Raw genomic sequence first — 26,514 nt, 5'->3', positions numbered from 1 at the left:
ACTAATTAGCAAGTTTTAACTTACAAATAAGACCTAAAAATCTATTTATCATTACAATAGCTACCAAACACCACTTCGTGCAAAAAAGGAACCATAGCTCGCTACTTTCTCTCTGGTTTCGTTTATAAAATTCCGGGATACCTCCGCATTATATTTTAAGTTTTGTACTTTTGAGACCTTTACAAATTTATAACCATGTCACAACAAAAAAGACTTTTTCTACTCGATGCCTACGCTTTAATTTTTAGAGGGTATTATGCATTTATAAAAAATCCACGAATTAATTCTAAAGGAATGGATACTTCTGCCATCATGGGATTTATGAATTCGTTAATGGATGTTATCAAAAGAGAAAAACCAGACCATTTGGCCGTAGCCTTTGATAAAGGAGGAAGCCAGTTACGAAACGACCTCTTTCCAGAATATAAAGCCAACAGAGACGCCACCCCCGAAGCCATCAAAATTGCCGTTCCTTATATCCAAGACCTCCTAAAGGCCATGCACATTCCTATCATTGAAGTATCTGGTTACGAAGCCGATGATTTGATTGGAACCATTGCAAAACAAGCCGAAAAACAGGATTACAAAGTTTTTATGGTAACGCCAGACAAAGATTTTGCACAATTAGTTTCCGAAAATATTTTTATGTACAAACCCGCTCGCATGGGCAACGGAATTGAAATTTGGGGAGTTCCGGAAGTTTTGGCAAAATTTGAAATAGAAAAACCAGAACAAGTCATTGATTTTTTAGGAATGATGGGAGATGCCGCAGACAACATCCCTGGACTTCCTGGCGTAGGCGAGAAAACAGCCAAAAAATTCTTGAAAGAATACGGATCCATGGAAAACCTTTTGGCAAATACCGCCCAGTTAAAAGGTAAAATGAAAGAAAACATTGAAGCCAACCAAGAAAAAGGTCTTTTGTCCAAAAAACTAGCCACTATTTTGTTGGATTGTCCTGTGGTTTTTAACGAAACTGACTACGAATTATCTACTCCAGATGTAGAGAAAACCGATGCGCTTTTTAACGAGCTGGAATTCCGAAGAATGGCAGAGCAGTTTGATGCGCTTTTCAAAAAAGAAGATTCTGGATCCAATATGCCGTCCGGAAACACCAAATTGCACCAAAAAACTAGTGCCAAAAACGAGGATCAATTTGATCTTTTTGCAAGCCCTAGCACCAACGAGGTTACCAGCCCGAACCACGTACAATTTTACAACACTCTAGAAAACACGCCTCATAACTACCAGATTATTCAGGGAGAGTTAGGTGTTAAATTATTAATCCAAAAATTACTCCAACAAAAATCCGTTTGTTTGGACACCGAAACCACTGGTCTAGATGCCTTGCATGCAGAATTAGTAGGAATTTCATTTTCTTACGAAAAAGGCAAAGCATTCTACGTGCCTTTTCCCGAAAATCAGGAAGAAGCAAGAGCATTAATTGCAAAATTCAATCCGTTTTTTGAGAATCAATCCATAGAAAAAATTGGTCAAAATCTAAAGTATGATTTAAAAATTCTTGCCAACTACGGGGTTACAGTACACGGCAACTTATTTGACACCATGATTGCGCATTACTTAATCAATCCAGATATGCGGCATAATATGGATATTTTGTCTGAAACGTATTTAAAATATGCTCCAAAATCTATTGTTAGTCTAATTGGAAAAAAAGGCAAAAACCAAAAATCCATGCGCGACGTTTCTTTAGAAGAGATTAAAGAATATGCCGCCGAAGATGCCGATGTAACGTTTCAGTTAAAAGAAATATTTGCCGCCGAATTAGAAAAAACAGAGACCAAAAAACTTTTTGAAACTATTGAAATCCCGCTTGTACCCGTTCTGGCAGCCATGGAGAAAGAGGGAATCCGTTTGGACACGGCATTCTTAAACACATTGTCTGAAGATTTAAACAAAGACATCCAGACACTGGAAGCAACTATTTATGACATTGCTGGAGAACATTTTAATCTTGCATCACCCAAACAACTTGGCACTATTTTGTTTGATAAATTAAAAATTGGAGGTGCAAAACAAAAAAAAACCAAAACAGGACAATATGCTACCGGAGAAGAAATTTTGAGCTATCTAGCCCTTGAGCATCCTGTGGTCAAAAACATACAAGATTGGCGCCAATTGGTAAAGCTAAAAAACACGTATGTAGATGCCTTACCGAATCAAGTAGATCCAATTAGCTTACGAGTACATACCGAATACATGCAAACCGTAGCAGCTACCGGACGCTTGAGCTCTAACAACCCTAACTTACAAAACATCCCTATCCGTACCGAAAGAGGCCGCCAAATCCGGAAAGCATTTGTAGCACGTGACGAAAACTACACTTTAGTCTCTGCGGATTATTCTCAAATTGAACTTCGTGTGATTGCTGCCTTAAGTGGAGAAGAAAACATGATAAAAGCCTTTTTGAACCAGGAGGATATTCATAAATCTACCGCTTCTAAAGTATTTGATGTGCCGCTAGAGGAGGTAACCCGAGAACAACGTAGCCATGCCAAAACGGTCAATTTTGGAATTATTTATGGTGTTTCGGCCTTTGGATTAAGCAACCAAACTTCGCTATCGCGCGCCGAAAGTGCTGCTTTAATTGAAGCCTATTACAAAACGTATCCTAGATTAAAATCATACATACAAGAACAAATTGATTTTGCGAGAGAAAATGGGTATGTACAAACCGTACTAGGGCGCAGACGTTATTTAAAGGACATCCAATCCCAAAATGCCATGGTACGTGGTGGCGCAGAACGCAATGCCGTTAATGCCCCAATACAAGGTAGTGCGGCAGATATTATCAAGATTGCAATGATTGCTATTCATCAAAAACTAACCACCGAGAACTGGAAAAGCAAAATGCTGCTTCAGGTACATGATGAATTGGTGTTTGATGTTCATAATTCTGAATTAGAAAAAATCCAACCCATGATTAAACACGAAATGGAAAATGCTTTTCAGCTAAAAGTTCCTTTGATTGTAGATTTAGGAACCGGAAAAAATTGGCTCGAAGCACACTAAAAACAAGTCGTTATAGTTCCCAAACAACGCCTCATTTGCCCTTTGCACATGGGATATTGTTTGGGAATTATAATTTTTTAGATGACTCTCTCTCTTTTAGTTTTGTTTTGATAACCACCGTTTGGTATGGCAGATTCTCTGTAGTAGACTCCAACCTATGGAGCAATAATTTTGCCGCCACCTCGCCTATCTCTACACCATGCTGACTAACGGTAGTTAAACTTGGCGTCAATCTCCGAGAGGCAAGAATACCGTCTGCAAAACCAATAACAGAAAGCGTTTCCGGAATTTTATATCCTGCTTTCAAACCTGTTTTGAGAGCCAACACAGAGTCGTTTTCGTCCAGCGCAAAAACACCATCAATAAAATTATTTTCAAAAACTGCCATAATCTTAGATTTCAAGTCTGCCTCTGAGTTGGTGCGTAGTATTATATTTTCGTTGGCAACGATGCCGTTGTTTTTTAAGGCTTGTAAATATCCCTGAGTACGCAATTTTCCGACGCTCAAATTGTCAATAGACGAAAGCAAAGCAATATTTTTGCACCCTAAGTTTATTAAATGCTGGGTAACATATACCGCAGAGTTAAAATCGTCCACCACTACTTTATCACAAACAACTTCTTCGGCAATACGATCAAACATAACTATTGGAGTGCCGTCCGTAATAATTTGAGTAAAATGAGAATAGTCTTGTAATTTCTGAGCCTCTTCGGACACAGAGAGTATAAACCCATCAATGGTACCGTTACTCAACATCTCTAAGGTATTTATTTCTTTAACAATTGACTCATTAGAGATGCATGTAATTACATTATACCCATTTGCATCTGCAACTTTTTCGATACCGCTAAATACTTTGGCAAAAAAAGAATTCAATATATTAGGAATAATAACCCCAATGGTCTTGGTTTTTCTATTCTTTAAATTCAAACCAATAATATTGGGCTTGTAGTTTTTAAGTTTGGCATATTCTTTTACTTTTATCTTTGTCTGCTCGCTAATTTCGGGACTGCCATTGAGCGCTTTAGAGACCGTAGATACCGATACATTTAATTCTTTAGCAATTTGCTTAAGGGTTGCCTTGACTTTCATAATTACCGTATTACATCTATTTATGCCAAAGAAACACTGCCAGAAATTGTCGCAAGTTTTTTTTGGTACTCTCTATTAAGTTGGGTTCTAAAATTGCAAGGTAAAAATTTTAAAACACATACCCAAAAGATCTCAAAAAAGCCCCCTTCTAACTATTTAGAATTATAAAACCGTTGCAATTATCCTAAGATCAAATATACAATTGATTATCAGGCAAAAAACACATCAAAAATAATCATTTAAGCTATTTGTATTTAAAATAATTAATTGTACTTTTGCATCCCCTTTATTGGGGACGGAATGTTTAATTAAAATTTATTTATTGTGAACGCATTAAGCTACAAGACAATTTCAGCAACAAAAGCCAACTCTACAAAAGAGTGGATCGTTGTAGATGCTGACGGTCATAACTTAGGACGTCTTGCTTCAAAAGTCGCTATGATTTTAAGAGGTAAGTACAAACCAAGTTATACACCACACGTGGACTGTGGAGATAACGTAATTGTTATCAACTCAGAAAAAATTAACCTTACAGGTAACAAAATGGACGAAAAGATTTACATGCGTCATACAGGTTACCCAGGAGGACAAAGAACTTTAACTGCTAAAGTATTGCAAGCCAAAAACCCTGCATTATTAGTAGAAAAAGCAGTAAAAGGAATGTTACCAAAAAACAAAATTGGAGCAGAACTTTTCAGAAATTTAAATGTTGTTGTTGGATCTGAGCACAAACAAGGCGCTCAAAAACCAAGAACAGTTAACCTAAACGATCTTAAGTAATGGGAGTTATTCACAAAATCGGTAGAAGAAAAACCGCTGTTGCACGTGTTTATGTTTCAGAAGGAACAGGAGTAATCACTGTAAACAAAAAAGAATTTGCAACGTACTTTCCTACAGCTACTTTACAATACAAAGTAATGCAACCAATGTCTATGACAGAAAATGCAACTAACTTTGATGTAAAAGTAAATGTTTACGGAGGTGGATCTAACGGACAAGCAGAAGCTGTAAGAATGGCATTAGCACGTGTTATGTGTGAAGTTAATGCAGAAAACAGAAGCATCTTGAAACCAGAAGGTTTATTAACAAGAGATCCAAGAATGGTTGAACGTAAGAAATTCGGTCAGAAGAAAGCTCGTAAGAAATTTCAATTCTCGAAACGTTAATATTACCTATCTTGAATACCTTTATTCAAGATTTATTGAATTTATTATTGAATTTAAAACAATGTTGTTGTTGTCTCATTGAGGTGAGAAATTAGTTTAGCATCTAAATGTATTTAGCCGAGAAATCGCCATTTATACATTGCTAATCAACAGAACGTAAACTAGTACAAAAAAATGTCAAACAAAGTAGAAGTAAAAGAATTACTAGAAGCAGGTGTTCATTTTGGACACATGACTAGAAAATGGGATCCAAACATGGCTCCTTACATTTATATGGAGCGTAATGGTATACACATTATCAATCTATATAAAACTGCAGCCAAAATTGAAGAAGCTAACGAAGCTTTGAAAAAAATCGCTGCATCAGGTAGAAAAATATTATTTGTTGCTACCAAAAAACAAGCAAAAGACATCGTTGCCGAAAAAGCAAAAGCTGCAAACATGCCTTACATCACTGAAAGATGGCCTGGTGGAATGCTAACCAACTTTGTAACTATCCGTAAAGCTGTTAAAAAAATGGCTACTATTGATAAAATGAAGAAAGATGGTACATTCATGACCCTTTCTAAAAAAGAGCGTTTGCAAGTTGATCGTCTTCGTGCTAAATTAGAGAAAAATTTAGGTTCCATTTCAGATATGTCAAGATTACCTGCTGCCTTATTTGTAGTAGATATCAAAGCAGAACACATCGCAATAAAAGAAGCTCAAAAATTAAACATTCCAGTTTTTGCAATGGTTGATACTAACTCGGATCCTCGTGAAGTAGAGTATGTAATTCCATCAAATGATGATGCTTCAAAATCGATAGACAAAATTTTAACTTTAGTAACTAACGCAATTACTGAAGGTCTTTCTGATAGAGGTGCTGAAAAAGAAGCTGGAACTCCTGAAAAAGAAGCTCCAGTTGCAACAGAAACTGCTGCTCCGGCTACAGAAACTGCTGCTCCAGCAACGGAAGAAAAATAAACATAAAATAAATTTGAAGATTGAAAGATTTAAAGATTACTTAAAGTGCCTGAGTTAAATTAGCACTATTTTTAATTTTTAAATTCTTCAATCTTTTAATCTTTAAATAAAAAAACATGGCAACAATAACTGCTGCAGACGTAAATAAATTAAGAACAGCTACTGGTGCAGGAATGATGGACTGCAAAAAAGCATTAGTTGAAGCAGAAGGAGATTTTGATTTAGCGATCGAAAACCTTCGTAAAAAAGGACAAAAAGTAGCTGCAAATCGTTCGGATAGAGAATCTACTGAAGGAGCTGCAATTGCTGTTGTAAATGCGGAAAAAACTGCTGGTGTAGTAATCACTCTAAACTGTGAAACTGACTTCGTAGGTATGAACGAGAGCTTTGTGAAAATGGCTACCGAAATGGCTAACCAAGCATTGAACTACGATTCTAAAGAAGCATTTTTAGCTTCGGATTTTAACGGAATTACTATTGCTGATAAATTAATTGAGCAAACAGGAGTTATTGGAGAAAAATTAGAAATCAGAACTTTTGAAAAATTAGAAGGTGCTTTTGTAGGTTCTTATATTCATTCTGGTAACAAAATTGCTACTTTAGTTGCATTATCTGCAAACGTAGCAGGTGCTGATGACGTAGCAAGAAATGTAGCAATGCAAGCAGCAGCGATGTCTCCTATTGCATTAAACGAAGAAGGCGTAGATGCAGAAACTATCGAAAAAGAAATTGAAATTGCTAAAGATTTACTTCGTCAAGAAGGAAAACCAGAAGCTATGTTAGACAACATTGCCAAAGGAAAATTAGCTCGTTTCTTTAAAGACAATACTTTAGTAAACCAAGATTATATTAAAGACAACAAATTAAGCGTAGCTAACTATGTGAAATCTTTAGACAAAGATCTTATCGTTACTGGCTTTAAAAGAGCTGCATTAGGATAACCTAAAGCTTCTTTTTAGATATAAAATCCCATTTCAGAGCAATTTGAAATGGGATTTTTTTATATTTGAATTCTTAAATCCAATATAATGCAAACCAAAATAAGATGCAACTGGTGCCTCTCTAGTGTGCTATACCAAGAGTACCATGATCAAGAATGGGGCAAACCAGTCTACGATGATGCTACATTATTTGAGTTTTTGATTCTTGAAACCTTTCAGGCCGGATTGAGCTGGATAACCATACTCCAAAAAAGAGAAAATTTTAGGCAAGCATTCGATCAATTTGACTATACTAAAATAGCCAAATACAGCCCCGACAAAATACAGGATTTATTGCAAGACGCCGGAATAGTCCGAAACAAACGCAAAGTCCATGCTGCAGTAACCAATGCACAGGCTTTTATAAAAATTCAGTCCGAATTTGGTAGTTTTTGTAAATATATTTGGGCATTTACTAACAACACTCCCATATACAACTATCCCAAAACCCTTCAAGATGTTGCTGCTACCACAGCGCTTTCGGACACTATTAGCAAAGACTTAAAAAAACGTGGTTTCCAATTTGTTGGCTCTACCGTAACCTATGCCTACCTACAAGCTGTTGGAATAGTTAACGATCATTTGCAGAGCTGCTGGAAAGCGACACAAGCCGCAAAAGAGACGTTTTGATAAAATAAAATCAAAATTTCTGTTTTAAATTAAAATTTGATTACATTTGCTTCACACTTTAGGGGTGTCTGCAATACTGTAGGCTGAGAATTACCCTCTGAACCTGATCTAGTTCATACTAGCGTAGGGAAAAGTAAATGACTTCCACAGTCCCATATTTGGGCACTTTGTAGCCATTCCTAAAGTATAATTATATACTAAAATCTACAGGAATGGAATTAAAAATCAACAACCAAATTAAACAATTTCAAGCAAATGCATTAAGCATTCAAGAACTTCTTGATATTGAAATTCCGCAAAAACAATCGGGCATTGCTGTTGCAATCAACAATACTGTTATTCCAAAATCGGACTGGAACCAACTGCAGTTATCACAATCGGACGAAATTTTAATTCTTTCTGCAACCCAAGGAGGCTAAAAGCTTCTTTGGAGGCTTTGCTACGTCTATATAGTACCTTAATAAAAACCCATCCCCGCTTTTAAACCGCATCTATTTTAATACAAATAAAATGACAAACGAAGAAAAAATTTCTAGAACTCCTTTTCCTAATTCTACCAAAGTTTATATCGATGGCGAAATACATCCTATAAAAGTAGCCATGCGCGAAATTAAACTAGATGACACTAAAATGTCCAACGGAAAAATTGAAAAAAATCCCGCTGTAACCGTTTACGATACCTCTGGCCCGTATACCGATCCAAACATTGCCATTGATATCCGCAAAGGAATACCAAGAATACGCGAACAATGGATTTTAGATCGTAATGACGTAGTGGAATTAAAAGAAATTAGTTCCAATTATGGCAAAGAGCGTCTTATTGACGCCAAATTAGACGGCCTTCGGTTTGAGTATTTACACAAACCACTTCGTGCCAAAAAAGGAGCCAATGTTACGCAGTTATATTATGCAAAACAAGGTATTATTACTCCTGAAATGGAGTATATAGCCATACGCGAAAACCAACGTATTGAGCAACTAAACTCCCAAACGCAAGCCATGCAATGCCAACACCAAGGGCATAGTTGGGGAGCCAACACACCAAAGAGCAAAATTACGCCAGAATTTGTGCGTGCAGAAGTAGCTAGAGGTCGTGCCATTATACCCAATAACATCAACCACCCGGAGAGCGAACCGATGATTGTAGGTAGAAACTTTTTGGTAAAAATAAATGCAAATATAGGCAATAGTGCCGTTACCTCTTCTATTGAAGAAGAAGTAGAAAAAGCAGTTTGGGCTTGCCGATGGGGAGCAGATACCATCATGGATTTGTCTACAGGAAAAAACATTCATGAAACCAGAGAATGGATCATCCGAAATTCGCCGGTACCAATCGGGACGGTGCCTATTTACCAAGCTTTAGAGAAAGTAAATGGAATTGCCGAAGATTTGACCTGGGAGATTTTCAGAGATACCCTAATTGAACAAGCCGAACAAGGGGTTTCTTATTTCACCATTCACGCAGGAGTACTATTACGATATATCCACCTCACAGCAGAACGTGTTACCGGAATTGTATCTCGTGGTGGTTCGATTATGGCAAAGTGGTGTTTGTTTCACCATAAAGAGAACTTTTTGTACACGCATTTTGAAGACATTTGCGAGATCATGAAACAATACGACGTAGCCTTTTCTCTTGGTGATGGTTTGCGTCCGGGCTCTATTGCAGACGCTAATGATGCCGCTCAGTTTGCAGAGTTAGAAACCTTAGGCGAATTAGCCAAAATAGCTTGGAAACACGACGTTCAAGTATTTATTGAGGGGCCAGGGCATGTACCCATGCACATGATTAAAGACAATATGGAGAAACAATTAGAACACTGCGACGAAGCTCCATTTTATACCCTAGGTCCTTTAACCACCGATATAGCTCCAGGTTATGACCACATTACTTCGGCTATTGGAGCAGCCATGATTGGCTGGTACGGATGTGCAATGTTGTGTTATGTTACCCCAAAAGAACACCTTGGTTTACCAAACAAAAAAGATGTAAAAGATGGTGTTATTACCTATAAAATTGCCGCCCATGCTGCAGATTTAGCCAAAGGACACCCAGGTTCTCAATACCGAGACAATGCCTTAAGTAAAGCGCGATTTGAATTCCGATGGAACGATCAATTTAATTTATCTTTAGATCCCGATACTGCAAGAGAATTTCATGACGAAACACTTCCTGCTGAAGGAGCTAAGGTTGCTCACTTTTGTTCTATGTGTGGTCCTAAATTTTGTTCTATGAAAATATCCCAAGAAATACGGGATGTTGCCGAGGCCGAAAAAGGAATGCAAGAAAAATCCGAAGAGTTTATTGAACAAGGTAAAGAAATTTACAGTTAATCCTGAAATTTAGAAAAAAAGAATCTAGCATATCGATTCGGGGAACAAACCCATGACGTATGCTATATTCTTTATTGTAACGCGTCTCTGGTGTTTTTATAAAAATACACATGATTGTAATCTCAAGTCCTACAGCTATTGGTGATGAAATTTCTTTGATACACGCATTATTCCAACAAGGAATGCGCACATTTCATTTGCGAAAACCAGATTTTTCAGCACCTCAAATGGTTCATTTTATTGAAAATATAGGCTTAGAATACTCCCAGAATTTGGTACTCCACAGCCACCACCATTTGGCGCAAGCTCTAGGGATCCATCGGATTCATTTTACTGAAAAAGCACGCAATAGTACTCCTAAATCTGTTTTAAAAAATTATAAAAAATCAGGATTTCATCTATCAACAGCAACCCATAGCATAACTGATTTTAATGAATTAGACCATTGCTTTGATTATGCGTTTTTGAGCCCTGTTTTTAGTAGTATTTCTAAAGAAAATTACCAGCCCAAGACGGATGCTTTTGTAGAATTAAAAAAAAGAACCAATTACCAAACCAAGCTCGTAGCATTAGGCGGTATTGCAGCAGACAAAATACACTATACCTTACAAAATGGTTTTGATGATTTAGCCTTGTTAGGAACCATCTGGAATCAAAATAATGCAATTGAAAATTTTAAATTATGTCAGAAAATCGTCCTTTTGTTTTAAGTATTGCCGGATTTGATCCCTCGGGAGGAGCAGGCGTTTTGGCAGATTGTAAAACATTTGAACAACACCAAGTGGTTGGCCTTGCTGTGCTTACCGCAAACACGATACAAACCGCAGAACGTTTTTTTGCTATACAATGGACACCTTTAGACTTTGTTTTAGAATCTATCTCCAAATTATTACAAACCCATCCTGTAGCTGTGGCAAAAATAGGAATTGTCCCTTCTCTAGCCTATTTGAGCGAAGTGGTTGCTACCATAAAGAGACTATCTCCCAACACCAAAATTGTGTGGGATACTGTTTTAAAATCTTCTACCAATTTTGATTTTTTAACCATCGAAAATCAAGCCCAATTGCTAACAATAATCGAGCAGATAGACCTCATCACTCCCAATTATACAGAAATAATGCAACTAATGCCACCGCTAGCCACTGCGGAGATTATGGCCCAAAAACTTTCTGAACATGTTGCGGTTTTATTAAAAGGAGGACACCATCCCGAGACATTGGGTGTCGACCAATTATTTACCAACGATACTGTTTTTAGATTGGATCCACAGAATACTCTGGGATATGAAAAACACGGCTCTGGCTGCGTACTATCGGCTGCAATTACGGCTAATTTGGCTAAAAAACAGCGTATGGTTATGGCTTGTAAAAATGCCAAAACATATATTGAAAACTATTTATCATCCAATACCACCAAACTAGGATACCATCATGTTTAACAAACTACAATACATCTCGCAAGGCAGTACAGTTGCGGCACAACTAAACAACATTCATCTCGCTTTGGATAACGGATGCCATTGGATCCAAATGCGCTTTAAATCAAAGCAGGATTCGGATACTTTTGCACTAGCAGAAGCGGTTAAAATTTTATGCCAAGAGTATTTGGCCCATTTAATCATCAATGATAACGTAGCTCTTGCCAAACACATTGCTGCAGATGGCGTGCATTTAGGACTAACAGACATGCCAATTGACCAAGCTCGCAACATTTTTGGCGCTACCAAAATTATTGGCGCTACCGCAAATAGCTTTGAAGACATACAAAAACACATCCAAAATGGCTGTGATTACATTGGGCTTGGTCCGTATCAATTTACAACCACCAAAGAGAATCTAAGCCCTGTTTTGGGTCTAGAAGGCTACCGCTCTATACTAACTAAAATGCACCAAAACGGGCTTAGTACACCTGTTTATGCCATTGGAGGCATTACGCTCAATGACGTACAACCGCTAATGCAAACCGGGGTCTATGGCATTGCTGTTTCGGGTTTAATAACCCATTGTAGCCATCCAAAAAAAACAATTAAACAATTAAAAAACAATTTATATGGAAACCTCGTTGTTTAAAATTGGTGACAAAACATTCCATTCGCGCTTGTTTTTAGGAACCGGAAAGTTTGGCTCTAATGCCACCATGGAACAAGCCATTATTGCCTCCCAGACAGAACTAGTAACCGTGGCCCTTAAGCGGATTGATCTAGAAACCGATACCGATACAATAATAACCCATTTGCAACATCCAAAAATTAATTTATTGCCCAACACATCTGGTGCCCGAAATGCTAAAGAAGCCGTTTTTGCGGCACAACTTGCACGAGAAGCACTGGGCACCAATTGGCTAAAACTTGAAATCCATCCGGACCCGAGGTATTTAATGCCGGATGCTATTGAAACTCTAAAAGCTACCGAAGAATTGGCCAAACTTGGCTTTATAGTATTGCCTTATATACACGCCGATCCTGTTTTGTGTAAACGCTTAGAGGAGGTCGGAACTGCTGCAGTGATGCCACTAGGCTCCCCAATTGGCAGCAATAAAGGCCTAAAAACAATTGATTTTTTAGAAATTATAATTGAACAAAGCAACGTACCGGTAATTATTGATGCCGGAATTGGAGCTCCATCAGATGCAGCAAAAGCAATGGAATTGGGTGCAGATGCTGTTTTAGTTAACACAGCCATAGCCGTTGCAGGAAACCCAATACTAATGGCCGAAGCTTTTAAAGAAGCCGTAATTGCGGGTAGAAAAGCCTTTGAAGCCAAACTAGGACAGCAGTACCAACATGCCGTTGCCTCGAGCCCGTTAACGGCATTTTTGGATCGCTAAAATTAATCCCGAAGTAACTACCTGAAAAGGCAGCAAAATTTACCATAATAAATCCTACTAATGAAAAAATTTAAATCGGTTTTTGAAAATTACGATTGGGAAACTATAAAATTAAAAATTTACCAAACCACCTCCAAAGAAGTAGTCCAATCTTTGGCAAAAACCAAAAGAAATTTAGACGATTTCTTGGTATTGCTCTCTCCTGCAGCACAGCCTTACCTGGAACAAATGGCGCAAGAATGCCATCGGTTAACCCAAAAACGTTTTGGCAAAACCATCCAAATGTATGCGCCTTTGTATTTAAGCAATGAATGCCAAAACATTTGCACCTACTGTGGTTTTAGTTTAGACAACAAAATTAAACGAAAAACCCTAATGGACTCCGAGATAAAACAAGAGGTAAAGGCTTTAAAGGATCTGGGATTTGACCATGTTTTATTAGTTTCTGGAGAAGCCAATTATACCGTAAACATTAATTACTTTTTGAATGCAATTGAGGTAATCCAAAAAGATTTTTCTACTTTGTCGGTAGAAGTACAACCACTATCCCAAGAAGAATATACCCTTTTGCACAAAGCGGGTGTGTATTCGGTTTTGGTGTATCAAGAAACCTACCATCAAGAGGTCTACAAGAAATACCACACCAAGGGCAAGAAATCCAACTTTGATTTTCGTTTAGACACCCCAGACAGAATAGGCAAAGCCGGAATTCATAAGATTGGCCTAGGGGTTTTGCTTGGTTTAGAAGATTGGCGTACGGATAGTTTTTTTAATGCTTTGCATTTGGATTATTTGCAAAAAACATACTGGAAGACCAAATATTCTGTTTCTTTTCCAAGACTTCGCCCTGCTGAAGGAACCGTTCCTCCTAATTTTATAATGGATGACAAAGATTTAACCCAACTAATTTGTGCCTACCGTTTATGGAATGAAGATTTAGAAATTTCGATCTCCACTCGAGAAAACGAAACCTTTAGAAACCATATTATTCCAATTGGTACCACCAGTATGAGTGCTGGCTCTAAAACCAATCCAGGAGGCTATGTGGTAGATCCACAGTCTTTAGAACAATTTGAGATTAGTGATGAACGCTCCGTATCTGAAATTGCCCATATTATTAAACAAAGTGGTTACGAGCCAGTGTGGAAAGATTGGGAAAAAGCTTTTAATTAAAAACGCTGCAAAAAACAGTAAAAACAACTTCTTTGGACGCTACTGTTAGCGTTTACGGCGGCCTATTTATTTTAAAATTTAATACCAATGAGTATAATACAAGATTTTTTACGATACAACAGACAAGTCATCTTGCCAGAGATTGGTGACCAGGGCCAAAGCAAGCTAAAAAAAGCAAGTGTACTGGTTATTGGCGCAGGAGGTCTGGGATGTCCTGTTTTACAATATATAGCTACAGCCGGGGTTGGACGTATTGGAATTGTTGATTTTGACACCATTGAAATCCACAACCTACACCGACAAATTTTATATACCGAGGACCAAGTAGGATTATCCAAAGCACAAACCGCAAAAGCACAACTACAAAAACTAAATCCGTTGGTAGAGGTTTTGGCATTTGAAGAAAAAATCACTCCCGATAATGCCGCAAAAATCATTGCTTCATTTGATATTATAGTAGATGGATCCGACAACTTCACTACCCGCTATTTGGTTAACGATACTTGTGTGGCATTGGACAAAACTATTGTGTACGGAAGTATTTTAGGCTTTGAAGGACAAATAGCAGTTTTTAACCATCAAGGAAGCAAAAACTTAAGAGATTTATTTCCAGAACCGCCCAACCCTAAAGAAGTACCTAATTGCAACCTTAATGGCGTACTAGGGACTTTACCTGGAATGATTGGTTTGATGATGGCGCACGAAACCTTAAAACTAATCCTGGATTTGCCTTGTTTGAACAACGAATTGGTCTTGTTTAAAACTCTAGACTGGCAATTTATAAAGCTTACGTTTTAAGATTCAACGCTCTTTTAGTAGGTTTATAAAATCTTTTCTAGCAATTTCACGACAACCTAAACTCTCTAGATGCGGGTTATAGACTTGACAATCCAAGAGTTTGTAATGTTGTTTTTGGAGCAAGCCAACCAACGAAATAAAAGCTACCTTAGAAGCATTGGAAACCTTTGAAAACATACTTTCGCCACAAAAAACAGAGCCCAAATCCATACCATATAATCCCCCTACTAGTTCGTTGTTTTGCCAAACCTCAACAGATTTGGCTACCCCTAGTTGGTGGAGTTTTCCATAGGCCTCTATCATGTCTTGGGTAATCCAGGTTCCGTTTTGTCCGTCGCGTTTTATTTGTTGGCAGTTTGCCATTACTTCGGTAAAATTCTGATTAAACGTTACCTCAAAAAGACCTCTATTGAGAATGTTTCGCATGCTTTTAGAAATTATCAGTTCGTCCAGAAACAAAACCATCCGAGGATTGGGTGACCACCACGTAATTGGCTCCCCATCTTCGTACCACGGAAAAATACCGTTTTGGTAAGCCAAGAGCAAACGTTCTGGAGACAAATCGCCTCCTAAGGCAAGTACTCCTGATGTGTGGGCCAAATGAACCTCTGGAAAAAATAAATCTTGCGTTAAATAATACATAAACTAAGGCTTTCAATTACGAGCTAATGGGTTAATTTTGACAAAACTACGTTGCTCTAAAGAGAAACTAATTTTAGAACCAATACCAAAATGAAAAAAATTGCAGTTTTATATCTTTTTAGTATCCTAGCGCCACAAATATATGCACAAAATGCGGATAGTTTGGTTGTGTCCCAAAAACGAAATTATTCTTCTTTTATAGTTCCTTCGGTGTTGGTTGGTTCTGGTGTGTGGTTGTTACACTCTAAATACAATACCACTATTCAAGCAAAAACAAATGCTATTTTTGGTTCAGATTTTCAATCCAAAGCAGATAATATCTTTCCATTATTGCCTGTAGGTCAAATGTATCTAGGCATGTATCTGGGGCTAGAGCCCAAAACTAATTTTAAAAAGCAAACCATCACTATTGCTATGGCAAATACCGCTACGGTTGTTGTTGTAGAATTAATTAAAAGACTAACCCAAAAAGAACGACCAGATTTATCGAACAACTCGAGCTTTCCCTCAGGACATACTGCCGTTGGTTTTACTAATGCAACGCTTTTGTTTTACCAATATAAAGAATCGCATTTTTGGTATGCTAGCAGTGGGTATATTTTTGCGGGTGCAACAGCTGTTTTTAGAATGGCTAATAACAAACATTTTGCCTCAGATGTACTCGCTGGTGCCGGAATAGGTGTGGCTTCTGGAATTATATTTTCTAATAGCACTTTATTTCATGCGTTTAGCGTTAGTAAAAAAAGCAAAACAACTGCTTATATCTACCCACAAATTGGCAAACATATCGGTTTTGGCGCCAGTATATATCCTAACTTTTAGATCCAAAAAAAAATACCCCAAATAGTATCTAACTTTTGGGGTATGTTCCAATTCAAGGCTTTTTTATTTTTTTTTAAAAAGGCAAATCGTCTGGTTCATCTTCGTTTAAATTGGTTGCTGGAGCAAAAGTAGGTGCCGCTGGCATAGGAGCCTGTGGTGTTGGTTGCTCGTTTACTAATTTTTCAATTCGCCATCCTTGTATGCTATTAAAATATTTGGTTTCACCTTGTGGGTTCACCCACTCTCTACCTCTTAGATTAATAGAAACTTTCACAGGTTCTCCAATAGTATAGTTATTTAGTAAGTCACATTTGTCTTGGGTAAATTCAATCATAATGTGCTGTGGGTACTGCTCTTCGGTAGTAACAACTAACTCTCTCTTTTTAAATGAAGCGCTAATTTGTTGTTCTGGATTAACCACTTTTATTTTTCCTGTAACTTCCATCTTCGTTATTTTAATTGTTATATAAGATTATTTTTTTGCCAAAAGCATTTTCCATGCCGAGATAACATCGTTATTATCTAAGTGTTTTTTTGCTTCAATATGTACTTTTTCTGGGTCATCGGCACTTAAAACGGCTTTAACAGAAAAATTATTGGCTACAAAGATACTAACTTCTTCTGGCGTAGGCAAGGCTTCTATGTTGCCTAATTTGCCTAAGTCATTGGAGTCAAAAACAACACTACGTTTTATATCCTCCCTTATTGCATCTACACCTATACCTAGTGTTGCCAAGGGTTTTGTTACTTCAAACAATCCTTGATTGGATCTGGAATACCAATTTGCTCCAAGTCTGGATACTAAATCTATTTTATGGGGATCAATGGCACCGTCTGGATCCAAAACTGCTTGGTCAATATGTATTTTGACTACTTCGCACAAAATCAAGTTACCGGCACCTCCTTGGGTTCCTAAAGGTATAATTTGGGTTACCTTGCATTCAAATTGTACCGGAGATTCTTTGACCCGAAATGGTTTTACCATGTCCGAAGCAATGGCTGTTAGTCCAGATTTTATAAATTCATTGACACCATCTGCGTATTCTGTACTTGCCAATGAGGTTTGTTGCACCAGCTGAAAATTTACTACATTTATAACTACTTCTTGGGTTGCTTGGCAATTAATCAAGGTGTGTTTTATAGAATTATCTCGTGTGCGTCTTGCGGGCGAGAAAACTAAAATTGGAGGATTTGCACTAAACACATTAAAAAAACTAAACGGAGATAGGTTGGCATTGCCAAGAACATCTACGGTACTGGCCAAAGCAATAGGCCTAGGACCTACGGCTGCTTGCAAATAACTTTGTACCTTAGCCGTGGGGAGGTTTTTGGGATCAATACTAATCATTTTTATAGAATTTAGACGGGTTAAAATGGTGTCTTACAAAAGTAATCAAATCAACGAACTATAGCTGTGGATCTATAATTTTAATCCGCCAATACTTGGTTTTTGTACATTCTGGTTGGATTTTTTTGAAATAATCCCGTATATAATGCGTTATATTTATACTTTAATATTTAAATTATGCAGTTCTCTGAAAGAAGAAATACCAGCAGATGGATACTCATTGCCACCTCTTTTTTAATTATAGTTTTGATTTTATGGAACACCTATACTTTTTTTCAGATTTTTAAACACGAAGAACGTCTAAAGATGAATCTTTGGGCAAAAGCTCAAAAAACACTCATCAACGCCCAAGCCGAAACGGATGTAGAACTACCCTTGCTGATTTTTAGCAACAATACTTCTATACCTATAATATTGACCGAAAAAGACCACATTATAAATACGGTTAATGTTCCCGAAAAAGTGGTTCAGACTAGGGATAAAGCAGCCCGTTTTTTGATTAAATTAAAAAATGAAAACCCACCTATAGTTATTGAATATGTTCCCGGCAAGTTTCAAAAATTATATTACGGCAACTCTGCCTTGCTAAACAAACTAAAATACTACCCAATAGCCCTAGTGCTGATCTTGGTGCTCTTTATTGCGCTGATTTATTATTTTTATAGAAGTACCAAAACAGCCACGCAAAATAAATTATGGGCCGGAATGGCTAAAGAAACGGCCCACCAAATAGGCACTCCGCTATCCTCATTGATTGGTTGGGTAGAAATACTCAAAGCAGATCAAGTAGACGAATCGATTATTATCGAAATTGAAAAGGATATAGAAAGACTGCAAACCATTACGGACCGTTTTTCGAAGATCGGTTCCAAGCCTATTTTAGAAAACACCGATATTATTGCTGCAACTCTAGCCTCTTACACCTACTTACAGTCCCGATTTTCTAAACAAATTATCTTTAGTTTTCAAGCACCCGAAACCCCTATTTATACCCTGCTCAACTCTAGTTTGCACAGCTGGACTATCGAAAATTTGGTCAAAAATGCCATTGATGCCATGAAAGGAAAAGGATCTCTTTGTTTAAAAATAGAACACGATACTGATTTTGTAAAAATTCGTATTACAGATACCGGAAGCGGAATCCAGAAAAGTCAGTTCAAAACCATTTTTGAACCTGGTTTTACTACCAAAAAAAGAGGATGGGGACTCGGACTCTCTCTAACCAAAAGAATTGTAGAAGAATACCACTCGGGCAAAATAAAAGTACTGCAATCTACCCTCGGAAAAGGAACTACAATACAAATTAGTTTAAAAAAACACACAAATCATCCCTAAAGATCCTTTGTGTGTTTTGCTTTTATAAATTGGCTTGTATGCTGGTTACTAACGCTTCAAATTCTGGTTTAGTTAGACTAACTTTGTTCTCAAAACGCATGTCATCCATCTCATTTAAAGGGATTAAGTGTACATGTGCATGAGGAACCTCAAGGCCTACCACAGCCATACCAATGCGTTTGCATGGAATTGTTTTTTGTAGGGCTAGGGCAACTTTTCTAGAAAAATGCATTAATCCTAAATAATGTGCCTCGTCCATGTCAAATAGCATGTCAATCTCTAACTTAGGGATACAAAGTGTATGTCCTTTTGCATTAGGATTGACGTCCAGAAAAGCGACATAATTTTCGTCTTCTGTAATTGTATAACTCGGAATTTCGCCTTTTACTATTTTAGTAAATATAGAACTCATTGGATTTTTATTTAAATTTAGAATGGCATTAATTACTACAAAACAAGACACCCATCTCGTTTAACCAAAAGTTATTTAGGCATTAGTCACGGGTGATTTCTAAAATCTCAAATTTTAGCACCCCATTTGGAACCGATATTTCGGCAACTTCTCCAACTGATTTCCCTAACAATCCTTTGCCTATTGGAGAGGTTACGGATATTTTTCCGGTTTTTAAATCCGCTTCACTCTCGGCTACCAATCGGTAACTCATTTCCATCCCATTGGATTGGTTCTTGATTTTTACATTAGATAACACCAAAACCTTCGAAACATCTAAATTGGTTTCGTCAATAAGTCTGGCATTGGAGTGAATTTCTTCCAGCTTAGCAATTCGCATCTCTAGCATGCCTTGGGCTTCTTTGGCGGCGTCATATTCTGCGTTTTCAGACAAATCACCTTTATCTCTAGCCTCTGCTATATCTGCAGATGCCTTAGGACGCATCACGCTTTTTAAATGGTCTAATTCTTCTCTTAATTTTTTTAATCCTTCTGCGGTGTAATACGATATTGCGCTCATAATTTTTTAATGTATTGTTGGGATATGGTCTACAAGCTGTTGTTTTAACCAACCTCAAGACGTTTATTTTTTTAGTTAACAAAGCCTAAGCTGCTCTTTCTGGCTTATGTAAATAGAAAAAATCCCATCGGAACGGGATTTCTTTCCACAAAGATAGTATATTTTTTTTAGTATATAATTATATGTTAATCCTATCTATTTCAAAGTTAAATAATTTAAATTTGTTTCCCTAATACTTTCAAACTATTCGTATTCTATGAAAAATTACATACTTTTATTATTTGCTGTAGCGACTATTTTGGGCTGTAGCAACAACGAGAATAGAAACAAAAATCCCAATATTCCTAACTACTCTTTTACCTTTGATCTTAACCTGAACCTACCGGCCTATTCTAATTTAAAATTTGCTAGTAATGCCATCTATTATCCAACCGCTGGCGCAAAAGGAGTATTTGTATTTTGTACCGCACCAGGAAGCTACACTGCCTTTGATGCCGCTTGCCCTAACCAAGAAATTAGTAGTTGCACCCAGATGACTTTAAAGGGAATTAACTTGGTTTGCTCTTGTGATAAAAGCCAATATAGCTTGTTTACTGGACAAGGAAGCCTGCCCAACCCATTAAAACCATATCGAGTAGAGGTTAACGGAATGCTACTTCGGGTTTACAACTAACTAAAAAGCGGCTGTTCCAGAATAGAAACAGCCGCTTTTTAGTGTTACAAAATCTCCAGAATACTAAAATTTTAGGGTTACTCCTGCAAGCACATTAATCCCTGCTTGAGGATAATAACCAGCTCCTTCTATAGTGGTAACCGTTGGCGGGTTGGAACTAGCATCACTAACATCATAGGTATAAAAATACCCATTAGAGACGTATTTGTAATCCAAAATATTAGTAACCAAGGCCGACAAAACAACAGCCTTAAAGATCGTTTTGGGTTGGAACTCGTAGGACACATTTAAATCATTCACAAAATACGAATTTAACTTCGAACCCTTGGAATCAATATTACCCATATATTGCTCTCCAACAAATTTAGAAAGCAACGTTATTTGAAGGTCTTTGATAGGCAAATACGTCCATGCGTTTGCCGCTATAAAATTAGGAGAATAGGCAATATTGGTATTCCCTAAAGAGGTCAATACATTGTCTCTTTTAAAATAAAAATCCTTGTTTTTGTTGGCACTTAAAGTCATATTGGGTCTAAGAAACACTTTGTCCGATAGCGGTATGGTGGCATCCAACTCCAAACCCAATCGGTAACTATCGCCGCTGTTTTCACGAATAGGACTTCCTACCTCATCCAATGCTCCAGTAAGAATCAATTGATTTTTGTAAGCCATATAGTACACATTTGCATTAAGGGTTAGCTTTGCAGAACGGTGGCGCAATCCCAATTCAAAATCATTTAATTTCTCTGGTTTTGGGTTCCCATTTTCATAATCGGTCCGGTTGGGTTCTCTGTTTGCTCGCGCATACGATGCATATAGTTGGTTTTTAGGATTTATTTTATAACTCAAACCTGCCTTTGGATTAAAAAAATTAAAAACATCGTTTACCGCTCCAGTTTCGTTTCCATTGGCTTTATAATGCACGTTTCTTAGTTGCAAGTCTCCAAATAAATTTATTTTTTCTGTTAGCTGGTAGTTGGCCTTTGCAAAGATGTTTCCATCTGTTTTGCTAGCATAATCGTTGTAATAACGGTCTCCTAATTGGGTTTTTGAGGCAAATCTAGCCCAAATAACTTTGCCAAAATGCACCCCTTCGTACTTATTGTATCCTCCACCAAGAGTTAGGTCCCATTGTGATTTGGCATAATTGGCAGAAAAAGTAGTGCCATAAAAATCATTATCCAACCATTTTTGACGCACCAAATCCGTAACATCAATTGTTTTGGTATCCAGTATTACCGGCGTTAATCCGAAATCCGAAAAATCTGCGTTGGCTTTATAATTTTCGTAATACCCTTTTCCTTTGGTGTAATGAAAAGCTAAATTGGTATTCCAGTGGTTTGGCAAGGTTTCATTCCAATGCAATTGGTAATGGTCTTGTTGGTAATTATCGGTTTCGTTATCATAAAAACGGGTCGTATTAAATAAATCCGTATATTCTCCTGCAGTGTTGTAGGTTCTGTTGTTCTCCAATTTATCCAAATCTTCCAAACCATTCCAAGACTGGTAGGTTTTTTCGGTACCTCCAAAAGCCAATGCTTTAATTAATGTGGTTTTGCCTACATAAGTACCCTGCAAAAAATACGATTTTAAATCCGAAGAAGCCCGATCAATGTAGCCATCCGACTTTAAAACAGACAAACGTCCTGCTAATTCTAGATGCTCGTTCAATAATCCGGTGCTAAACTTTACGGTATTTTTTCGGGTATTAAAACTCCCGTAGGAAGCCGCAATTTCGCCCTTGCTTTCTTTGGCATAACTATCGGTAAGCATGTTCAGGCTTGCGCCAAAAGCACCCGCTCCATTGGTTGAAGTCCCTACGCCACGTTGAAGTTGTAAACTCTCTAATGAAGACGCAAAATCAGGCATGTTCACCCAATAGGTTCCGTGACTCTCGGAGTCATTATACGGAATTCCGTTGATGGTGATATTTACCCTTGTGGCATCACTACCACGCACCCGAATACCCGTATACCCCACTCCATTTCCGGCATCTGAGGTAGTTACTACAGAAGGTAAATAATTCATTAAAATAGGAATGTCTTGCCCTAAATTGCGAGGCGCCAGTTCTTTGTTACTCAAATTACTAAAACTAACCGGTGTTTTAGTAGTAGCTCGTATTGCAGATACAAATACTTCCTCTAGCTTATTGACTTGGGTGGTATCTTTCACTTGTGCAAAAGTAGCCAAAGAAAAAGCCGACAAAAGAATGGTTGCAGCAGTGCTTAAGCGTTGTTGTTTTGTGATTTCGGGACGGGTTGTCTTTGCGGTTTTGTAACCAAAAATAGTATTCATTCGTAAAGGAAATTACAAATAAAAGGGGGAATTATTTTTTTGTTAAATTGAAAATGATGGTTTATGATAGCCAAAAACCCTTGGATCAGCGTTTTTTTTATCATTACTTCCCTGGACAACATTACTTGTCTAGGTTCGTTGGGTATAATCTCAGCTTTACTCTGAATGGTTATCCAGAGTCTAAAATACATTTTAGATTTAAGCACCCCTTTGAGACGCCACAAAAGTACTCTTTAAAGTTTTAAAACCAAACCACTTCTTTGACTATTGGATGTTAAAGTTCGTGGCTCTTATTCTAAGTCAGGACGTTTGCGGTTGGCTTTTATTTTGGCTGTATTTTTTTTGTCATTAAGACGCTTTCGGATAACCGATTTAGGTATTTTGGTAACTTTGCGTATTTTAGGTACTTGCAGGCTGTTTTTGATTAAATTTAAAAATCGTTTGGTAACTATTGCTTTGTTTTTTAGTTGGCTTCGGTCTTCGTCACAGTTCAGAATTAAATTAAAGTCTGAGGTCAGGCGGTGTGCTAATTTTATTTCTAAACGTGCTTTTTGCTCCAAATTTAATGCGTTAGAACACCTTAAATTAAAAGTCAACACTACCTTTGAAGCTACTTTATTTACATTCTGACCTCCAGCACCACTGCTCCGAACGGCCTTATAACTTAATTCTGTAATGATTTTTTCAACATCCATGATTCTTCCTTTTAGTCTACAAAACTAGGGTATTTAGTGCTGGTGTGCATTTTTCAATAAATCATTGACTGTTTTTACTGGATTAAAAGTAAGCAAAGGAACTTCTATAAAAATAGTGTTCCAATACGCCATGGCGCCGTTCCATAATCCTGGCAATTCATACCCTTTAATAGGTATTCCATCACTGGTTTTGTACACCACAAAGCCATTATTGGAATTAATAAACTGCATTAAATCAAACTTTTGGTTTTTATAATCTTTGGTAGCACAAACTAAATCCACTGGATTAAAATGGGTTGCATTATTCAAAATCATGCTTTGCTCGGCATTTTCTAAATCAATTTGCGAGGCTTCTACTATTTGTAAGGCTATTTGGTTATTTTGGTCTTTTACCCAAAATGGCCCACCTCCTGGTTCGCCTTCATTTTTAACCATACCACATACCCGAATAGGCCGGTTTAAAGCCGATTTGAGAGTTGTTATTTTATCTTCAAACGCAAGTGAATCTACCTTTTCAGGTAATTTTACCTGCAATTCTTCTGTCAAAAAAACCATTATTGCTCTCAGGGTAGCCGCATCTACACCACCAGTATCAAGAGTATGTAGGTATGCAAAAACTTGTTTTTGTAAGGCTACCAAAACACCTGCTAATGCTTTTTTGTACAATGCCGTTGTGGTGTTGTTGTGCAAAATAACATTATCAATATTTTTAATAAAAATGATATCCGCATCAAGGGCGTTTAAATTTTCAATCAAGGCGCCGTGCCCACCAGGCCTAAAGAGTAAGTTGCCGTTAGCTTGTCTAAAAACGTTGTTAGACGCATCCATTGCTATGGTGTCCGTGTTTTCTTTTTGATACGAATAAGCAATCTCTATGGTAGTCTGGGTCTCCAACTCTACCCTTGGCTTAATAGGGGTTATGATTTCCTGAAATTGCGCTTGGTGGGATTCTGAGACCGTAAAGTGAAGGTGCGCCTTTCCGTTAGAACTACAATAGTACCCGCTTTCGTACAGGTGTTCTTCTATTGGTGAGGCTGTATTGGCAAAATATTTATGAAATGGTATGATTCCTTTGGGTTTATTTGCAAAATCAAAATAGGCCGGATCTAAAAGCATTTTGATAAAGTAATAATTTTTAGAATTTCTATCTAAGCTCTTAAATCCAGGGTATGTTTTTTTTAATTGGGTATCTACCGCATCAAAAAAAGCAAATTTTTCCATACCTACAATAAAAACGGCTAGTTCTGCATCTTTTTTTCGGTTGATATAGGCATTGATAGTTTCTTGATTCAATTTATACTCTGTCAAAAAAACAGTCAAAAATTTAAACATTCTACTAGCTGCTCCAGAGGCAGGAACAAATTTCAATAATTTAAACTGGTCTTTTTGTTGGTCAAAAAAAGCGGCTTTTTCTATAAAATCATTTTCTGATAATTTTAAAATACCGTTGTCAAATGTTGCAGCAGATACTAATTGGGCTTTGGGTATTCCGTTTTTAAAAAAACCTAATTGTCTTTCAATATTTGCAACAGGAATTCCGTGTTGGTAAATTTGTACAAAATCAATAGATGAAAACCCTAGTTTTTTTGCCAATTTAAAATCCTCTATAATTTGGATCGCTTTTTGGAGTCTATGCTCTTTATCTCCGGATAGAATGACAAAGGGTTTTTGATGGTCTATTAGTGCTTTTTCAAATACCGAAAAAACAGCGTCTCTGCCAGAGGGGCGGGTGCGTAAATCGTCTTTTTGCCAAGGCACATCTACATCTGTAAGAAACGTTAAATCATACCCATGCTCTTGTGCGGCATTGTCCAACAAGGGATGGCAAGATTGGTAGTTTACCTCCGAAAAAACCTTAGTTAGCAGTAGGTTGGTGTCACAAAACAGCAACTCACTAGCGCTTGCTACTTGTTGGTTTTCGGCTTGTAGCTGCCCAATTGCAATGGGCAACATATCCGCAAGGGCACAGACTTGTTGGTTCTTATCCCATTTATTTTGCAGGTACTCTCTTGCAAATTCTGGAACCCATGAGGTTTTATAATACGATGCTAACTGTATTGCTAAAGTTGTTTTGCCGGTACTCTCCGGGCCAAACAAGGCTATTCTGAATACGTCTGTTGGTTGTTGTTTAAGATTTTCCTCCATTCTAAATAAGCTAAAATAGCCAAAATTGTAAAGATTAAATATTGTAAAGACAGCATTCCTAAACCTCTATATGCATATAAAGGAGTTACAAGGAGATCTCCTAGAATCCAGAGCACCCAGTTTTCAATTTTTTTGTGTGCCATGTACCACATGGCAGTAAAAAAAATTCCTGAAGCTAAAATGTCCAAATAATTCTCTGGATTAATCGTATAATTAAATAGTTTGTAAATGCTCCAAACCACTACTATAGTACCTAAAAAAAGAAGCAAACCAATGCCTTTTTGGGTCAGATTTGTTCTGGTAATAGGCAATTTGTCTGCATTGTTTGTTTTTTGAGACCACTGGTACCAACCATAAAAACTCATTATGGTAAAATATCCATTAATAAGCATGTCTCCCAAATAACCTGCAATATAAAGTAAATATACCGAAATTATGGTTGCAATTAAACCCGTTGGATAAACTAAAATATTTTCTTTGCTAGCATACCACACACTCATGATACCAAAAACAAACGCAACAAACTCTAAAACAATCTGAAATATTGGGGCTTGTGCATAGGCGTTTAAAAAAAAATCTATCATTATGG

At 37.3% G+C, this 26,514-nt stretch carries 27 protein-coding genes and 1 riboswitch; of the genes, 17 read left to right on the top strand and 10 right to left on the bottom strand.

Features of this window, described 5'->3' with window-relative positions:
* Nucleotides 1–195 precede the first annotated feature (195 nt).
* Nucleotides 196–3,033 (top strand): DNA polymerase I, encoded by a 2,838-nt coding sequence (gene polA, locus LB076_RS04905; RefSeq protein ID WP_066333632.1) that lies wholly within the window; start codon nucleotides 196–198, stop codon nucleotides 3,031–3,033.
* 67 nt (nucleotides 3,034–3,100) lie between these two features.
* Here the strand turns inward: polA and LB076_RS04900 are convergent, their stop codons facing one another.
* The gene (locus LB076_RS04900) at nucleotides 3,101–4,126 is read right to left on the bottom strand and encodes a LacI family DNA-binding transcriptional regulator (RefSeq protein ID WP_066333630.1); all 1,026 of its coding nucleotides are present in this window, start codon (nucleotides 4,124–4,126) and stop codon (nucleotides 3,101–3,103) included.
* A 324-nt stretch (nucleotides 4,127–4,450) separates the two neighbouring features.
* Here LB076_RS04900 and rplM point away from each other — a divergent pair, with 324 nt between their 5' ends.
* The 13 genes from rplM (at nucleotide 4,451) to LB076_RS04835 (ending at nucleotide 14,999) form a co-directional block, all read left to right on the top strand.
* The gene (rplM, locus tag LB076_RS04895) at nucleotides 4,451–4,906 is read left to right on the top strand and encodes a 50S ribosomal protein L13 (RefSeq protein ID WP_066333626.1); all 456 of its coding nucleotides are present in this window, start codon (nucleotides 4,451–4,453) and stop codon (nucleotides 4,904–4,906) included.
* Nucleotides 4,906–5,292, top strand: coding sequence for a 30S ribosomal protein S9 (gene rpsI / locus LB076_RS04890; protein ID WP_066333623.1), 387 nt, complete (start codon nucleotides 4,906–4,908; stop codon nucleotides 5,290–5,292). The genes rplM and rpsI overlap by 1 nt, the downstream gene beginning before the upstream one ends.
* A 174-nt stretch (nucleotides 5,293–5,466) precedes the next feature.
* On the top strand, nucleotides 5,467–6,258 hold the full coding sequence (rpsB, locus tag LB076_RS04885; RefSeq protein ID WP_066333621.1) for a 30S ribosomal protein S2: 792 nt from the start codon (nucleotides 5,467–5,469) through the stop codon (nucleotides 6,256–6,258).
* Between the two features lie 116 nt (nucleotides 6,259–6,374).
* On the top strand, nucleotides 6,375–7,199 hold the full coding sequence (gene tsf / locus LB076_RS04880) for a translation elongation factor Ts (protein ID WP_066333616.1): 825 nt from the start codon (nucleotides 6,375–6,377) through the stop codon (nucleotides 7,197–7,199).
* A gap of 87 nt (nucleotides 7,200–7,286) precedes the next feature.
* Nucleotides 7,287–7,868: a DNA-3-methyladenine glycosylase I gene (locus tag LB076_RS04875; protein ID WP_066333614.1), complete on the top strand. Its 582-nt coding sequence runs from the start codon at nucleotides 7,287–7,289 to the stop codon at nucleotides 7,866–7,868.
* Between the two features lie 50 nt (nucleotides 7,869–7,918).
* Nucleotides 7,919–8,015: riboswitch (TPP riboswitch) on the top strand.
* A gap of 65 nt (nucleotides 8,016–8,080) precedes the next feature.
* Entirely contained in the window at nucleotides 8,081–8,287 is a 207-nt protein-coding gene (gene thiS, locus LB076_RS04870) for a sulfur carrier protein ThiS (RefSeq protein WP_066333612.1), read from the top strand.
* A gap of 91 nt (nucleotides 8,288–8,378) precedes the next feature.
* Nucleotides 8,379–10,202, top strand: a complete 1,824-nt coding sequence (thiC, locus tag LB076_RS04865; protein WP_066333611.1) for a phosphomethylpyrimidine synthase ThiC — start codon at nucleotides 8,379–8,381, stop codon at nucleotides 10,200–10,202.
* A 110-nt stretch (nucleotides 10,203–10,312) separates the two neighbouring features.
* Nucleotides 10,313–10,912 (top strand): thiamine phosphate synthase, encoded by a 600-nt coding sequence (locus LB076_RS04860; RefSeq protein WP_066333610.1) that lies wholly within the window; start codon nucleotides 10,313–10,315, stop codon nucleotides 10,910–10,912.
* Complete coding sequence (locus LB076_RS04855; RefSeq protein WP_066333608.1) at nucleotides 10,885–11,640, top strand: hydroxymethylpyrimidine/phosphomethylpyrimidine kinase; 756 nt, start codon at nucleotides 10,885–10,887, stop codon at nucleotides 11,638–11,640. Before LB076_RS04860 ends, LB076_RS04855 begins: the two co-directional genes overlap by 28 nt.
* A complete protein-coding gene (locus tag LB076_RS04850) occupies nucleotides 11,633–12,271 on the top strand; it encodes a thiamine phosphate synthase (protein WP_066333607.1) in 639 nt (212 codons plus the stop codon). Before LB076_RS04855 ends, LB076_RS04850 begins: the two co-directional genes overlap by 8 nt.
* Complete coding sequence (locus tag LB076_RS04845; protein ID WP_066333604.1) at nucleotides 12,252–13,028, top strand: thiazole synthase; 777 nt, start codon at nucleotides 12,252–12,254, stop codon at nucleotides 13,026–13,028. The genes LB076_RS04850 and LB076_RS04845 overlap by 20 nt, the downstream gene beginning before the upstream one ends.
* A gap of 60 nt (nucleotides 13,029–13,088) precedes the next feature.
* The gene (gene thiH / locus LB076_RS04840) at nucleotides 13,089–14,201 is read left to right on the top strand and encodes a 2-iminoacetate synthase ThiH (protein ID WP_066333602.1); all 1,113 of its coding nucleotides are present in this window, start codon (nucleotides 13,089–13,091) and stop codon (nucleotides 14,199–14,201) included.
* Nucleotides 14,202–14,288: 87 nt separating this feature from the next.
* On the top strand, nucleotides 14,289–14,999 hold the full coding sequence (locus LB076_RS04835) for a HesA/MoeB/ThiF family protein (RefSeq protein WP_066333594.1): 711 nt from the start codon (nucleotides 14,289–14,291) through the stop codon (nucleotides 14,997–14,999).
* A gap of 3 nt (nucleotides 15,000–15,002) precedes the next feature.
* Here LB076_RS04835 and aat read toward each other — a convergent pair whose 3' ends face one another.
* A complete protein-coding gene (gene aat / locus LB076_RS04830; RefSeq protein ID WP_066333593.1) occupies nucleotides 15,003–15,641 on the bottom strand; it encodes a leucyl/phenylalanyl-tRNA--protein transferase in 639 nt (212 codons plus the stop codon).
* Between the two features lie 90 nt (nucleotides 15,642–15,731).
* Here aat and LB076_RS04825 point away from each other — a divergent pair, with 90 nt between their 5' ends.
* Nucleotides 15,732–16,463 (top strand): phosphatase PAP2 family protein, encoded by a 732-nt coding sequence (locus LB076_RS04825; RefSeq protein ID WP_066333590.1) that lies wholly within the window; start codon nucleotides 15,732–15,734, stop codon nucleotides 16,461–16,463.
* Nucleotides 16,464–16,536: 73 nt separating this feature from the next.
* On the opposite strand, the gene LB076_RS04820 is transcribed toward LB076_RS04825, so the two are convergent.
* Both LB076_RS04820 and LB076_RS04815 read right to left on the bottom strand, forming a co-directional pair.
* Nucleotides 16,537–16,908: a DUF3127 domain-containing protein gene (locus LB076_RS04820; protein WP_066333588.1), complete on the bottom strand. Its 372-nt coding sequence runs from the start codon at nucleotides 16,906–16,908 to the stop codon at nucleotides 16,537–16,539.
* A gap of 27 nt (nucleotides 16,909–16,935) precedes the next feature.
* A complete protein-coding gene (locus LB076_RS04815) occupies nucleotides 16,936–17,811 on the bottom strand; it encodes a flavin reductase family protein (RefSeq protein ID WP_066333584.1) in 876 nt (291 codons plus the stop codon).
* Between the two features lie 177 nt (nucleotides 17,812–17,988).
* Here LB076_RS04815 and LB076_RS04810 point away from each other — a divergent pair, with 177 nt between their 5' ends.
* On the top strand, nucleotides 17,989–19,146 hold the full coding sequence (locus LB076_RS04810; protein ID WP_066333583.1) for a sensor histidine kinase: 1,158 nt from the start codon (nucleotides 17,989–17,991) through the stop codon (nucleotides 19,144–19,146).
* A gap of 22 nt (nucleotides 19,147–19,168) precedes the next feature.
* On the opposite strand, the gene LB076_RS04805 is transcribed toward LB076_RS04810, so the two are convergent.
* A complete protein-coding gene (locus LB076_RS04805) occupies nucleotides 19,169–19,558 on the bottom strand; it encodes an HIT family protein (protein ID WP_066333650.1) in 390 nt (129 codons plus the stop codon).
* A gap of 82 nt (nucleotides 19,559–19,640) precedes the next feature.
* Entirely contained in the window at nucleotides 19,641–20,117 is a 477-nt protein-coding gene (greA, locus tag LB076_RS04800; protein WP_066333580.1) for a transcription elongation factor GreA, read from the bottom strand.
* A gap of 256 nt (nucleotides 20,118–20,373) precedes the next feature.
* Here greA and LB076_RS04795 point away from each other — a divergent pair, with 256 nt between their 5' ends.
* Entirely contained in the window at nucleotides 20,374–20,790 is a 417-nt protein-coding gene (locus LB076_RS04795) for a Rieske (2Fe-2S) protein (RefSeq protein ID WP_066333578.1), read from the top strand.
* Between the two features lie 63 nt (nucleotides 20,791–20,853).
* Here LB076_RS04795 and LB076_RS04790 read toward each other — a convergent pair whose 3' ends face one another.
* From LB076_RS04790 to pnuC, 4 genes are all read right to left on the bottom strand, one after another.
* Nucleotides 20,854–23,085: a TonB-dependent receptor gene (locus LB076_RS04790; protein ID WP_066333577.1), complete on the bottom strand. Its 2,232-nt coding sequence runs from the start codon at nucleotides 23,083–23,085 to the stop codon at nucleotides 20,854–20,856.
* A gap of 290 nt (nucleotides 23,086–23,375) precedes the next feature.
* Nucleotides 23,376–23,780: an alternative ribosome rescue aminoacyl-tRNA hydrolase ArfB gene (gene arfB, locus LB076_RS04780; RefSeq protein ID WP_066333573.1), complete on the bottom strand. Its 405-nt coding sequence runs from the start codon at nucleotides 23,778–23,780 to the stop codon at nucleotides 23,376–23,378.
* A 33-nt stretch (nucleotides 23,781–23,813) separates the two neighbouring features.
* Nucleotides 23,814–25,925 carry a DUF4301 family protein gene (locus LB076_RS04775; protein WP_066333571.1) on the bottom strand — a complete coding sequence of 704 codons (2,112 nt, stop codon included), beginning with the start codon at nucleotides 25,923–25,925 and terminating at the stop codon, nucleotides 23,814–23,816.
* Nucleotides 25,880–26,509: a nicotinamide riboside transporter PnuC gene (gene pnuC / locus LB076_RS04770; protein ID WP_066333568.1), complete on the bottom strand. Its 630-nt coding sequence runs from the start codon at nucleotides 26,507–26,509 to the stop codon at nucleotides 25,880–25,882. The genes LB076_RS04775 and pnuC overlap by 46 nt, the downstream gene beginning before the upstream one ends.
* Between the last annotated feature and the right edge of the window lie 5 nt (nucleotides 26,510–26,514).

This window comes from Flavobacterium crassostreae (genome assembly GCF_001831475.1).
GTDB classification, from domain to species: Bacteria; Bacteroidota; Bacteroidia; order Flavobacteriales; family Flavobacteriaceae; genus Flavobacterium; species Flavobacterium crassostreae.
This window is presented reverse-complemented; position numbering and strand designations above follow the sequence as displayed.